This is a genomic window from Paracoccus sp. TD-10, assembly GCF_048270675.1.
In the GTDB taxonomy this organism is placed as follows: domain Bacteria; phylum Pseudomonadota; class Alphaproteobacteria; order Rhodobacterales; family Rhodobacteraceae; genus Paracoccus; species Paracoccus pantotrophus.
Genome location: NZ_CP182419.1, coordinates 980,545 through 993,440 on the forward strand (window position 1 = coordinate 980,545; position 12,896 = coordinate 993,440).

At 67.6% G+C, this 12,896-nt stretch carries 9 protein-coding genes; 6 read left to right on the top strand and 3 right to left on the bottom strand.

Annotation, left to right across the window (positions count from 1 at the left end; all coding sequences use genetic code 11):
• Positions 1-75: 75 nt before the first annotated feature.
• Together ACNKFW_RS15820 and pepN are read right to left on the bottom strand one after the other, a co-directional pair.
• Entirely contained in the window at positions 76-981 is a 906-nt protein-coding gene (locus ACNKFW_RS15820; RefSeq protein ID WP_024845293.1) for a 1-acyl-sn-glycerol-3-phosphate acyltransferase, read from the bottom strand.
• Between the two features lie 53 nt (positions 982-1,034).
• Positions 1,035-3,578, bottom strand: a complete 2,544-nt coding sequence (gene pepN / locus ACNKFW_RS15825) for an aminopeptidase N (protein ID WP_147428923.1) — start codon at positions 3,576-3,578, stop codon at positions 1,035-1,037.
• 149 nt (positions 3,579-3,727) lie between these two features.
• On the opposite strand from pepN, the gene ACNKFW_RS15830 reads away from it, so the two are divergent.
• From ACNKFW_RS15830 to ACNKFW_RS15855, 6 genes are all read left to right on the top strand, one after another.
• Complete coding sequence (locus tag ACNKFW_RS15830) at positions 3,728-4,363, top strand: hypothetical protein (RefSeq protein ID WP_024845291.1); 636 nt, start codon at positions 3,728-3,730, stop codon at positions 4,361-4,363.
• 170 nt (positions 4,364-4,533) lie between these two features.
• A complete protein-coding gene (locus ACNKFW_RS15835) occupies positions 4,534-6,681 on the top strand; it encodes a malate synthase G (protein WP_418025003.1) in 2,148 nt (715 codons plus the stop codon).
• Entirely contained in the window at positions 6,678-7,124 is a 447-nt protein-coding gene (locus ACNKFW_RS15840; protein ID WP_231486867.1) for a methyltransferase family protein, read from the top strand. The genes ACNKFW_RS15835 and ACNKFW_RS15840 overlap by 4 nt, the downstream gene beginning before the upstream one ends.
• Before the next feature lie 10 nt (positions 7,125-7,134).
• Positions 7,135-7,800, top strand: a complete 666-nt coding sequence (locus tag ACNKFW_RS15845; protein ID WP_418025005.1) for a D-lyxose/D-mannose family sugar isomerase — start codon at positions 7,135-7,137, stop codon at positions 7,798-7,800.
• Positions 7,801-7,926: 126 nt separating this feature from the next.
• Positions 7,927-9,501, top strand: coding sequence for a Re/Si-specific NAD(P)(+) transhydrogenase subunit alpha (locus ACNKFW_RS15850; RefSeq protein WP_147429187.1), 1,575 nt, complete (start codon positions 7,927-7,929; stop codon positions 9,499-9,501).
• Between the two features lie 13 nt (positions 9,502-9,514).
• Positions 9,515-10,957, top strand: a complete 1,443-nt coding sequence (locus ACNKFW_RS15855; protein ID WP_024845286.1) for an NAD(P)(+) transhydrogenase (Re/Si-specific) subunit beta — start codon at positions 9,515-9,517, stop codon at positions 10,955-10,957.
• 309 nt (positions 10,958-11,266) lie between these two features.
• Here ACNKFW_RS15855 and purF read toward each other — a convergent pair whose 3' ends face one another.
• A complete protein-coding gene (gene purF, locus ACNKFW_RS15860; protein ID WP_024845285.1) occupies positions 11,267-12,763 on the bottom strand; it encodes an amidophosphoribosyltransferase in 1,497 nt (498 codons plus the stop codon).
• Positions 12,764-12,896: the final 133 nt, after the last annotated feature.

The following is a 12,896-nucleotide window of genomic DNA, read 5'->3' on the forward strand; positions in this document are numbered from 1 at the left end:
CTGGGCGCAGCACCTGCCTTCTTCGTTCTTCAAATACCCATCTGCAACGCCGATTGCGGAGGCAAAGCCCGCCCCTCACTCGATCGGGCGCGGCTTGGCAAGCGCGTGGCGGCGCTGGAACAGCCCGCGGATCTGCGGCATGCGCACGGCATTCTGGCCCGGCGCCGGCAGGGCCAGAACCGCGTCGCGCAGGAGCGCGATGCCGTCCTCGCTGCGGCCGGGCAGCGACGCGGCCGAGATCGGGGGACCGATGGTCACGCGGAAGGGCTGGCCCGCCTTGTTCAGCACCTCGTTGAACAGCGTCACGTCGCGCAGCGTCGGGTGGATCGCGTCGAGCAGGTAGAACAGCGCCGAGTTCCGGGCGCGGATGCGCAGCGGGATGATCGGCGCGTCGAACTTCTTCGCGATCATTGCCGCGCTGGCCATCCAGGGGCGTTCGTGCAGGCTCAGGCCGCGGCGCTTGGCCAGCCGGCCCGAGGGGAAGATCAGGCCGATCCGCCCGCGTCCCAGCGCCTCGCGCGTGTAATCCATAGTGGCGCGGGTCTTGGCGTGGCTGCGCTTTTCGACGCGCCATTCCACCGGGGCGATCAGGCTGTCGAATTGCGGCAGGATGCGCAGGATGTCGTGATTGGCATAGACGAACAGATCGTCCCGGACCGCCGAGATCACCGCGTTCAGCACGATGCCGTCGGCAATCCCGGTCGGGTGGTTCGATACGATCAGTGCCGGGCCGGTGGCGGGGATATGCTCGAGCCCCTCGACGCAGAGATCGCGCAGGATCAGCGCGGCGATGCGGCGCATGACCTCGTCCGTGGGCAGGTCGCGGTATTCCGCCGCCAGGTCCAGGGTGCGCGGATAGCGCAAGAGGCGCATCAGCAGTTGCCGCGCCAGCGCGTGGTGCCGTCGGCCCGAAAAAAGCCAGGGCGCCCGCTCGGCAATCAGCGGATCGAGACGGCGTTTCATGTCCTCGCGGGCATCCATGCGGCCAGTATTGCCGCGCCCGCGGGACGCCCGCAAGAGCGGTTCGGCCATGGTCAGGCGCCACCGGCAAGGATGCGCGTAACCATCTCGGATGTGTTGCGCGACAGGTCGGGCATTGCCGCCAGACGGTTCAGCGCCGCGCGGGCATGGGCCTGCCTGCCGGCGTCGTAGCGCGTCCAGGTCTCGAAGGCCGAGCACATGCGCGCCGTGGTCTGCGGGTTCACCGGGTCGAGCCGCATCAGCCAGTCCACGGTGAAACCGTAGCCCGAGCCGTCGGCGGCGTGAAAGGCGGCGTGGTTCGCGGTCAGCCCGCCGATCAGGGCGCGGAAGCGGTTGGGGTTCTTCCAGTCGAAATCCGGCCGCGCGGCCAGATCGCGGGCGCGGGCCACGGCGCGGTCCGGCGCGGCGCGCAGCGGCTGGACCATGAACCATTTGTCCATGACCAGCCGGTTGCCGGCAAATTGCTGTGCGAAGCTCGCCAATGCCTTTTCGTCCTTGCCCGCGGCGATCAGGCATTCCAGCGCGCCCTGCCGCTCGGTCATGTTCGAGGCGGCGGCGAACAGCGCCTCGGCCCGCGCGGCCCCATCGATGCGCGACAGCAGGCCCAGGCAAGCCAGGCGCAGGCTGCGCCGCGCCGCGCCCTCGGCATCGGGCCGGTAGGGGCCGGGGGTCTGCATCGCCTCGTAGAGCCGCGCCAGCGCCGGCTCATGCGCCCGGGCGATGTCGCGGGCCAGCGCCTCGCGCCCGGCATGGATGGCGTCGGGGTCGGGGATCTGGCCGCGGGCGGCGATGGTCGTCGCGATCTCCTCCTCGCCGGGCAGCGACAGGCAGAGGGCGGCGAAGGCCGGGTCGGCCTCGGCATCGTCGAGCAGCCCGCCGATGGCGCGGCTGAACTCGGCGCCGCCTTCGCCCGCTGTGGCCCGCGCGATCAGCGCGTCCAGCGCCAGGTCGTGGCCGGCCTGCCAGCGGGCGTAAGGGTCGGTGTCATGCGCCAGCAGCAGCGCCTGTTCGTCCGCCGCGATCTCGCGCGCGACCGTGACCGGTGCCGAGAAGCCGCGCAGGAGCGAGACCACCGGCCGCGCGCCCAGGCCGTCGAAATGGAAGCTCTGCTCGGCCTCGGTCATCTCGAGCACCGTGGTCGGCAGCACCTCGTCGCCATTGGGGCCGATCAGGCCGAGCGCGATGGGAACGACCCGCGGCGGCTTTTCCGGCTGGCCGGGGGTGGGCGCGGTCTCCTGCCGGAAATTCAGGGTCAGCCGGCCGTTCTGCCAGTCCTCGGAAAGCGTCAGCCGGGGCGTGCCGGCATCGGTATACCAGCGTTTGAACTGGGTCAGGTCGCGGCCGGTGGCGTCCTCGAAGACCTTGATCCAGTCCTCGATGGTGCAGGCCTGGCCGTCATGGCGGTCGAAATAGAGGTCGAGCGCCCGGCGATAGCCCTGATCGCCCACCAGCCGCTTGAGCATGCCGATGACCTCGGCGCCCTTTTCATAGACGGTGGCGGTGTAGAAATTGTTGATCTCCTGGTAATGGTCCGGGCGCGGCGGATGGGCCAAGGGGCCTGCATCCTCGCGGAATTGCCGGGCGCGCAGGGTCTGCACGTCATGGATGCGCTTGACCGCCGCCGAGCGCATGTCGCTGGTGAACTGCTGGTCGCGGAACACCGTCAGCCCTTCCTTCAGGCAAAGCTGGAACCAGTCGCGGCAGGTGATGCGGTTGCCGGTCCAGTTGTGGAAATATTCATGGCCGATCACGCCCTCGATGCGCTCGTAATCGCCGTCGGTCGCGGTCTCGGCGCTGGCCAGCACCAGCTTGGAGTTGAAGATGTTCAGCCCCTTGTTCTCCATCGCGCCCATGTTGAAATCATCCACGGCGACGATGTTGAACACGTCGAGATCGTATTCGCGCCCGTAAGCCTCTTCGTCCCATTTCATCGAGCGGATCAGCGATTCCATCGCATAGCCGGCGCGGTCCTGGTCGCCGGGGCGCACCCAGACGTTCAGCGCCACCTCGCGGCCCGACAGGGTGGTAAAGCTGTCCGGGACCGCCACCAGCGCGCCCGCGACCAGCGCGAAGAGATAGGCGGGCTTCGGCCAGGGATCGTGCCAGACCGCCTGGCCCGGCGCCTGCGACACCGGGTTGCCGTTCGACAAGAGCACCGGCTGGTCCGAGCGGATGGTGACGCGAAAGGGCGCCATCACGTCCGGGCGGTCGGGATACCAGGTGATGTGGCGGAAACCCTCGGCCTCGCATTGCGTGCAGAACATGCCGCCGGACAGGTAAAGCCCCTCCAGCGCGGTATTGGCTTCGGGGTCGATCTCGACCTCGGCCGAGAAGGTGAAGGCGTCGGGCAGGTCGGCGGCGGGGATCACCAGCCGCTCGCCCGCGACTTGCGCGGGGTCGAGCGGGCGGCCGTCGATGGCCAGCGACAGCGTCTTCAGCCCGGCCCCGTCCAGCACCAGGTCGCCCGCGCCCTTGCGGCGGAAGTCGATCTGCGAGCGCACCCGCGTCGCGCGGGGGGCGAGGTCGAAGTCCAGACGGGTCTCGGTGATCTCGAAAGGATAGGGGCGCCAGTCGGCGAGATATTGCGTGACGGTCATGCGGCACCTTCCGGGCAGGTGAAAAAAAACGGCGGCACGGGGGAACTTGTGCGAAACCCAAGTGTTAGACGCAGGACAGCCGCGTCGCAAGCCGGGGTCCGTCCCGGCCGACCAGCCGCATGCGCCAACCAGAAGAGCGAGGAACAAGAATGGCCCATTACGATCCGAACGATCCGAAGCGGACGGAAGGCACCGACCCACAGCGCCCGGCCGCGGCGCCCGAAACCTATGTCGAGCCGGTCGAGCGGCGTGCCTCTCCGCTGCCGCTGATCATCGGCATCCTGCTGGCCCTGGCCATCGCCTATTTCGTGCTGCAGTATTTCATGGGCAGCGACGAAGGCGCGACCACCGGCGAAGACGCGGCCGTGACCACCACCGAGCCCGCCGATACCACCGCCGACATGCCGGCCGGAACCACGACTGAGACCCCGGCCGAGGCTGCCTCGGATGCGGCTGACGATGCGGCCGCCGCTGCGCAAGACGCCGCCGATGCCGCCGGAGAGGCCGCGAGCGATGCCGCCACCGCCGTCGAAAGCGGCGCCGAAGCCGCGGGCGAGGCGATGGGCGAGGCGGCCGAGGACGCCGCCGCCGCTGCCGGCGAAGCCGCGCAGGACGCTGCGGAAGCCGCGGGCGAGGCTGCAACCGCTGCGCAGGAAGCCGCCGACAATGCCGCCGAGGCCATGGGCGAGGCGATGCAGGACGCCGGCGAGGCGCTGGACGATGCCGTGACCGTGGAAGAGCCGCCGGCCGACGATACCACCGCCGCGCCGCCGGCGAGCAACTGATCGTCCCAAGCGGGTGCGTGCCGCCGTCCGGTCTCTCGGGCGGCGGTTTTCAATTTTTACGCAAGATAGAATTGCGGAATAGTTGAAGGTCGGGCCGGTTGAAACCCGTTGCCGTTTGGCATACCACGGCACACCAAGCCAGCCGGACAATTGAAGCAAGGGGAAGTGCGATGGGTCGCGTGGAAAAGGCAGGATTGCGGGTGGATGAGACGCTTGCCGCCTTCATCAACGAGCGTGCGCTGCCCGGCAGCGGTGTCGAGCCGCGCCGGTTCTGGGAAGGGCTTTCGACGCTGCTGCACGAGTTCGGCCCGCGCAACCGGGCGCTGCTGGAGCGGCGCGAGGAGCTGCAATCGGCCATCGACGCCTGGCATATCGCCCATCGCGCCGAGCCGAAGGATGCCGGAGCCTATCGCGATTTCCTGGCCGAGATCGGCTATCTGGTCCCCGAGGGCGAGGATTTCCAGATCGAGACGCCCGAGACCGACCCGGAATTTTCCAGCGTGGCCGGGCCGCAGCTGGTGGTGCCGATCACCAACGCGCGCTATGCGCTGAACGCCGCCAATGCGCGCTGGGGCAGCCTTTACGACGCGCTTTACGGCACCGACGCCTTGGGCGACCTGCCGCAGGGCAAGGGCTATGACACCGCGCGCGGCGCCCGCGTGATCGCCTGGGGCCGCGACTTCCTCGACACGGCCGCGCCGCTCGCCGAGGGCTCCTGGGCCGCGGTCGAGGCTTTGTCGGTCAAGGACGGCGCGCTGGTCCCGGCGCTGCGTGAAGGGGCCAAGTTCGCCGGCCATCGCGGCGACGGCGCCAATCCGACCGACATCTTCCTGAAGAACCACGGCCTGCTGATCCGCATCGTCATCGATTCCTCGAAGCCGGTGGGCGCGCAGGACAAGGCGGGCATCTCGGACATTGTGATCGAATCGGCGCTGTCGGCGATCATGGATTGCGAGGATTCCGTCGCCTGCGTCGATGGCGAGGACAAGGCGCTGGCCTATGCCAACTGGCTGGGCCTGATGGACGGCACCCTGGCCGAGGAGGTCGAAAAGGGCGGCAAGACCTTTACCCGCCGCCTGAACCCGGACGTGAGTTTCACCGCGCCCGACGGCTCGGAAGTCACTGCCAAGGGCCGCGCGCTGATGCTGGTCAGGAATGTCGGCCACCTGATGACCACCCCCGCCGTGCTGGACCGCGAGGGCAACGAGGTCTACGAGGGGCTGCTCGACGCCATGGTCACGGCGCTTTGCGCCAAGCGCGACCTGGACCGCGAGGGGCCGAAGAACTCGGTCACGCAGTCGATCTATGTGGTAAAGCCCAAGATGCACGGCCCCGAGGAGGTCGCCTTCGCCTGCGAGATCTTCGATTTCGTCGAAGAGGTGCTGGGCCTGCCGCGCCATACCGTCAAGCTGGGCATCATGGACGAGGAACGCCGCACCTCGGCCAATCTCAAGGAATGCATCCGCGCCGCGAAGCACCGGGTGGCCTTCATCAATACCGGCTTCCTGGACCGCACCGGGGACGAGATCCATACCTCGATGGAGGCGGGCGCCATGCTGGCCAAGGGCGAGATGAAGACCCAGCCCTGGATCTCGGCCTACGAGGATCGCAACGTCGACATCGGCCTGGCCTGCGGCCTTTCGGGCAAGGCGCAGATCGGCAAGGGCATGTGGGCGATCCCTGACAAGATGGCCGAGATGCTGGAGCAGAAGATCGCCCATCCCATGGCCGGCGCCAACACCGCCTGGGTGCCCAGCCCGACCGCCGCGACGCTGCATGCGACGCATTACCACAAGGTCGATGTCTTTGCCCGCCAGGCCCAGATCGCCGCGCTGCGCCGGCCCCTGCGGCTCGACGAACTGCTGACCATCCCGCTGGCCGGTGGCCGCAACTACAGCGAGGCCGAGATCGCCCGCGAGCTGGAAAACAACTGCCAGGGCATCCTGGGCTATGTCGTGCGCTGGATCGACCAGGGCGTCGGCTGCTCGAAGGTGCCGGACATCAACGATGTCGGGCTGATGGAGGACCGGGCCACGCTGCGCATCTCGGCCCAGTCTCTGGCGAACTGGCTGCATCACGGCATCGTCACCGACCGGCAGGTCATGGATACTTTCCGCAAGATGGCCGCGGTGGTGGACCGCCAGAACGCGGGCGACCCGGCCTATCTGCCGATGGCGCCGGGCTATGACGGGGTGGCCTTCCAGGCGGCCTGCGACCTGGTCTTCCTGGGCCGCATGCAGCCTTCGGGCTATACCGAGCCGGTGCTGCATGCCCGCCGCCTGCAGGCCAAGGCCGAGCAGGCGCAGAAGGCCGCGTGATCGCGCGGCTGGCCGGCCTGCCGCCGGTCTGGCTGGCGCTGTTCGCATCGGCCGGGGCGGTGCTGGGTCGGCTGGTGCCCTTGGACCTGCCGGCCGCGCTGCGCGGGCTGGGCCTGTTGCTGGTCGCGGCGGGGCTGGCGCTGATGCTCTGGGCGGCGCTGACCATGTGGCGGGCGCGCACCACCGTCATGCCCGGCCGCCGGCCCGAGGCGCTGGTGACGGCCGGCCCCTTCCGCTTTTCGCGCAATCCGATCTATCTGGCCGACGTTATTTTGCTGGCCGGGCTGATGCTGGCGCTGGCCGCGCCGGCCGGGCTGGTCACGGTGCCGGCCTTTGCCCTGTTGCTGCAGCGCCGCTTCATCCTGCGCGAGGAGGCCGTGATCGCCGCCGCTTTCGGTTCCGCCTATGACCGCTATAGGATGCAGGTCAGGCGCTGGATTTAGGGAGGGCATCGTGGAACGCTCGCGCATCAACCGCATCATGGCCGAGGCCGCCGAACTGATCGGCAAGGCAGGCTTTCACCTGCCACCCTTTGCGCATTGGAGCCCCGAGGAATTTCGCGCCCGCGCCACGCCGGCGATTCGCGAAGGCCGGCTGGGCTGGGACATCACCGATTACGGCCAGGGCGATTTCGACCGGCTGGGCCTGTTCCTGTTCACGCTGCGCAACGGCCGGCTGGCCGAGCTGCAGGCGGGCAGGGGCATGGTCTATGCCGAAAAACTGCTGATCTCGCAGGAAAACCAGATCAGCCCGATGCATACCCATGTCATCAAGACCGAGGACATCATCAACCGCTGGGGCGCGACGCTGGCGATCCGGCTTTGCAGTTCGGACACCCAGGGCCGCATGGACCGCAATGCGCCCTGCCGGGTCGATTGCGACGGCATCGCGCGCGAGGTGGCGCCGGGCGGCGTGCTGCGGCTGGCACCGGGCGAATCCGTGACGCTGCGTCCGGACGACTGGCACGAATTCTGGGCCGAGGGCGGACCGGTGCTGATCGGAGAGGTCTCGACCGTGAACGACGACCTGACCGACAATATCTTTGCCGCGCCCATCGGCCGTTTTGCCAATGTCCGCGAGGACGAGCCACCGCAGCACCTGCTGGTAAGCGACTACTGAGTTCGGCAACGGCGTTTTTGACGCTGGGTCACATTCCTGGAATGTGCGGCGCCTCACTCCCTTGTGAAAGATTGTTGCGCTCTGCTATGGGGGACGCTGAAAGTCGCTAACATGGGAGATCGCCTCGTGAAGATCGGCGCATTGAAGGAGAGTTACGAGGGGGAGGCGCGGGTATCTGTGACGCCGTCCTCTGCGGCCCATCTGCAGAAGCTGGGCCATGAGATCCATGTGGAGACAGGCGCGGGGGTTCGGGCGGGGTTTTCCGACGCCGCCTATGAGGCCGCGGGGGTCACCGTCGCGCCCAGTGCCGCGGCGCTGATCGGTGCGGTGGACGTGGTGGTCAAGGTCCGCCCGCCCACCGAGGGCGAACTCAGGCAGATGCGGCGCGGCCAGACGCTGATCTCGCATTTCTGGCCGGCGCAGAACCCGGACCTGCTGGAGCTGGCGCGCGAACAGGGCGTCACCGCCATCGCCATGGACATGGTGCCGCGCATCTCGCGCGCGCAGAAGATGGATGCGCTGAGCTCGATGGCCAATATCGCCGGCTATCGGGCGGTGATCGAGGCGGCGAACAATTTCGGCCGCTTCTTCACCGGCCAGGTGACGGCGGCGGGCAAGGTGCCGCCGGCCAAGGTGCTGGTGGTGGGTGCCGGCGTCGCCGGGCTTGCGGCCATCGGCGCCGCGGTCAGCCTGGGCGCGCAGGTCTACGCCTTCGACGTGCGCCCCGAGGTGGCCGAGCAGATCGAATCCATGGGCGCGGAATTCGTCTATCTGGACTTCCAGGACCAGGTGCAGGACGGCGCCGCCACCGGCGGCTATGCCGCCCCTTCCAGCCCCGAGTTCCGCGAAAAGCAGCTCGAGAAATTCCGTGAGCTTGCGCCCGAAATGGACATCGTCATCACCACGGCGCTGATCCCCGGCCGCGACGCGCCGAAGCTGTGGACCGCCGACATGGTCGAGGCGATGAAGACCGGCAGCGTCATCGTCGACCTGGCGGCCGAGCGCGGCGGCAATTGCGACCTGACCGTCCCGGACGAGCGCATCGTCACCGAAAACGGCGTGGTGGTGATCGGCTATACCGATTTCCCGTCGAGGATGGGCGCGCAAGCATCTGAACTCTATGGAAACAACATCCGCCACATGCTCTCGGACCTGACGCCGGGCAAGGACGGCGTCATCGTGCAGAACATGGAGGACGACGTGATCCGCGGCGCCACCGTCGCCTTCGACGGCGACGTGACCTGGCCGCCGCCGCCGCCCAAGGTCGCGGCCATCGCCGCCGCGAAGCCCAAGGAAAAGCCGAAGGAGCTGACCCCCGAGGAACGGCGCGAGAAGGAAATCGCCGAGTTCCGCGCCCAGACCCGCAGCCAGGTGACGCTGCTTGGTGCGGGCGCGGTGCTGATGCTGCTGGTGGGCCTGTTTGCCCCCGCGAGCTTCCTGTCGCATTTCATCGTCTTCGTGCTGGCGGTCTTCGTCGGCTTCCAGGTGATCTGGAACGTCAGCCATTCGCTGCACACGCCCCTGATGGCGATCACCAACGCCATCTCCTCGATCATCATCGTCGGCGCGCTTCTGCAGATCGGCTCGGGCGGCTGGCTGGTGGTGCTGCTCGCGGCGCTGTCGGTGCTGATGGCGGGCGTCAACATCTTCGGCGGCTTCCTGGTCACGCGCCGGATGCTCGCCATGTTCCAGAAGTCGTAAGGGGAGAGGGCGCATGGAATACGGATTCACCACCGCCGCCTATGTGGTCGCGGCCGTGCTGTTCATCCTGTCCCTGGGCGGGCTTTCGGGCCAGGAAAGCGCCAAGCGCGCGGTCTGGTACGGCATCGCGGCCATGGCGCTGGCCATCGTGGCGACGCTGATCGGGCCGGGTTACGGCAATTGGGGGCTGACGCTCATCATGCTGGCCATCGGCGGCGCCGTGGGCTGGGTCGTGGCCAAGCGGGTGCAGATGACCGAGATGCCGCAGCTGGTCGCGGCCATGCACAGCCTGGTCGGCCTTGCCGCGGTGCTGATCGGCTTCAACGCCCAGTTCGAGCTGGCGCGGGTGATCCGCGTCCGCGCCGCCGATGCCGCCGCGCATTTCGAGGGCTTCGCCGCGGTGCTGGCGCACAAGACCCCGGCCGAGATCGCCATGCTGAAGGTCGAGGTCTTCCTGGGCATCTTCATCGGCGCGGTGACCTTCACCGGCTCGGTGGTGGCCTTCGGCAAGCTTGCGGGCAAGATCGACGGCAAGCCCCGCAAGCTGCCGGGCGGGCATATGCTGAACGCGGGTGCTTTGGCGCTGTCGGTGCTGCTGGGCATCCTCTATTGCGCCGGGATCGGGCCGGCGGTGCTGTGGCTGCTGCTGATCACGCTGCTGGCCTTCTTCATCGGCTATCACCTGATCATGGGCATCGGCGGCGCCGACATGCCGGTGGTGGTGTCGATGCTGAACAGCTATTCCGGCTGGGCGGCGGCGGCGATCGGCTTCACGCTGGGCAACGACCTGTTGATCGTGGTGGGGGCGCTGGTCGGCTCCTCGGGTGCGATCCTGAGCTACATCATGTGCAAGGCAATGAACCGCAACTTCGTCAGCGTGATCCTGGGCGGCTTCGGCGGCGAGGCGGGCCCGGCGATGGAGATCGAGGGCGAGCAGGTGGCCATCGACGCCGACGGTGTGGCCGCGGCGCTGAACGATGCCGACGAGATCATCATCGTGCCGGGCTATGGCATGGCGGTGGCGCAGGCGCAGCAATCGGTGTCGGAGCTGACCCGCAAGCTGCGCGCCAAGGGCAAGAACGTGCGCTTCGCCATCCATCCGGTGGCGGGCCGTCTGCCGGGGCATATGAACGTGCTCTTGGCCGAGGCCAAGGTGCCCTACGACATCGTGCTGGAGATGGACGAGATCAACGAGGATTTCCCCTCGACCGACGTCGCGATCGTGATCGGCTCGAACGACATCGTGAACCCGGCGGCGCAGGAGGATCCGAACTCGCCCATCGCCGGCATGCCGGTTCTGGAGGTCTGGAAGGCCAAGCAGGTGTTCGTGTCGAAACGCGGCCAGGGCACCGGCTATTCCGGCATCGAGAACCCGCTGTTCTACAAGGAAAACACGCGCATGTTCTATGGCGACGCAAAGAAGAGCATCGACCAGCTCCTGCCGATGGTCGAATAGGCGGCCGCGAAAGGCGGGCCCGCCGGCCCGCCCCTTGCGACAGAACGGGAAAGAGCCGCAAGATGCGGCTCTTTTCTTTTTCGGCATGGGTATAAGGCCCGAGGTGGCGGCGATGCGCCATCCATGCTGCTGCCAAGGCCGTGTGGCCGAATGCCGGCGCCCCTGTCCCAAGGGCCAAGCTGGGCAGCCGGCACCCGCGAAAGCGCGGCTGTCCGCCCGTCCCGATCCGGAAATCAATCGTTCAGAAAGAGGGAGAGCCCGTATTGATACCGGCTCTCATCCGGGCATGGCACAGCACCGCCGGAGCGGTCATTCTGCCGCGTGGCCGGTGACGGGGTTCGGGACGCCGGCGGATTTCATGCGAAAGCCGCGCTCAAGCTGGTCGAAGGGCGCCACCGGATATTCGCCCGAGAAGCAGGCGTCGCAATATTGCGGGCAGGCATTGTTGCGGCCCTTGGCCTCGCCCACGGCGCGATAGAGACCGTCCAGCGACACGAAGGCCAGGCTGTCGACGCCGATCCATTCGCGCATCTCCTCCTCGGACATCTGCGCCGCCAACAGCTTTTCGCGGTCGGGCGTGTCCACGCCGTAGAAGCAGGGCCAGGCGGTGGGCGGGCTTGCGATCCGGAAATGCACCTCGGCCGCGCCTGCATCCAGGATCATGTCCTTGATCTTGCGGCTGGTCGTGCCGCGCACCACGGAATCGTCCACCAGCACCACGCGCTTGCCCTTGACCAGCGCCCGGTTGACGTTGAGCTTCAGCCGCACGCCCATGTTGCGGATCTGCTCGGTCGGCTCGATGAAGGTCCGGCCCATGTACTGGTTGCGGATGATGCCCATGCCGAAGGGGATGCCGCTTTCATGGGCATAGCCGATGGCGGCGGGAGTGCCGCTGTCGGGCACCGGGCAGACCAGGTCGGCCTCGACCGGGGCTTCGCGCGCCAGTTCCACGCCGATCTGGCGCCGGGTCTCGTAGACCGAGCGGCCGCCGATGATCGAATCGGGGCGCGAGAAATAGACATGCTCGAAGATGCAGAACCGGCCCTTGGACGGGCCGAAGGGCCGCGAGCTTTCGACCTCGCCCTTGGAGATCACCACCATCTCGCCCGGCTCGATCTCGCGCAGGAACTCGGCGCCGATGATGTCGAGCGCGCAGGTTTCCGAGGCCAGCACGAAGCCGTCCTCGCCGATGCGGCCCAGCACCAGCGGCCGCACGCCCAAGGGGTCGCGCACGCCGATCAGCTTGGTGCGGGTCATGGCGATCACCGCGAAGGCGCCCTCGACCCGGCGCAGCGCATCCTTCATCCGCTCGGGGATATTGCGCTGTATCGAACGCGCCATCAGGTGGATGATGCATTCGGTATCCGAGGAGGACTGGAAGATCGAGCCGCGCTCGATCAGCTCGCGCCGCAGGGCCATGGCATTGGTGATATTGCCGTTATGCGCCACGGCGCAGCCGCCCATGGCGAATTCGCCGAAGAAGGGCTGCACGTCGCGGATCGCCGTCGCCGCCTTGGTGCCGGCGGTGGAATAGCGCACATGGCCGATGGCGAGCGAGCCGGGCAGGGTCTCCATCAGGCTTTGCTTGGTGAAATTGTCGCGCACATAGCCGAAGCGGTGGGCGCTGTTGAAGCCCTGCTCGGCATCGTGGCTGACGATGCCGCCGGCCTCCTGACCGCGATGCTGCAAGGCATGCAGCCCCAATGCGACGAAATTGGCGGCATCCGTCACTCCGATCACGCCGAACACGCCGCATTCTTCATGCAGGCGGTCGGAATCGAAGGGATGGGCAAGGAATGGCTGCATCATCACCGACTCTTGGGGCTATTCCGGGGCAGGGGTATATGGGACGCTTGACGCCAATCTAGGGTGTCAGGCGGGCGAAGTCACGCCCCACGGCCATCGCGGGGCGCATTTTATGTCACAAATTGGCCATATC

Coding starts and splice junctions, on each gene's coding strand:
- ACNKFW_RS15820 (WP_024845293.1), bottom strand. CDS start 981: ATGGATGCCCGCGAGGACATGAAACGCCGTCTCGATCCGCTGATTGCC.
- pepN (WP_147428923.1), bottom strand. CDS start 3,578: ATGACCGTCACGCAATATCTCGCCGACTGGCGCCCCTATCCTTTCGAG.
- ACNKFW_RS15830 (WP_024845291.1), top strand. CDS start 3,728: ATGGCCCATTACGATCCGAACGATCCGAAGCGGACGGAAGGCACCGAC.
- ACNKFW_RS15835 (WP_418025003.1), top strand. CDS start 4,534: ATGGGTCGCGTGGAAAAGGCAGGATTGCGGGTGGATGAGACGCTTGCC.
- ACNKFW_RS15855 (WP_024845286.1), top strand. CDS start 9,515: ATGGAATACGGATTCACCACCGCCGCCTATGTGGTCGCGGCCGTGCTG.
- purF (WP_024845285.1), bottom strand. CDS start 12,763: ATGCAGCCATTCCTTGCCCATCCCTTCGATTCCGACCGCCTGCATGAA.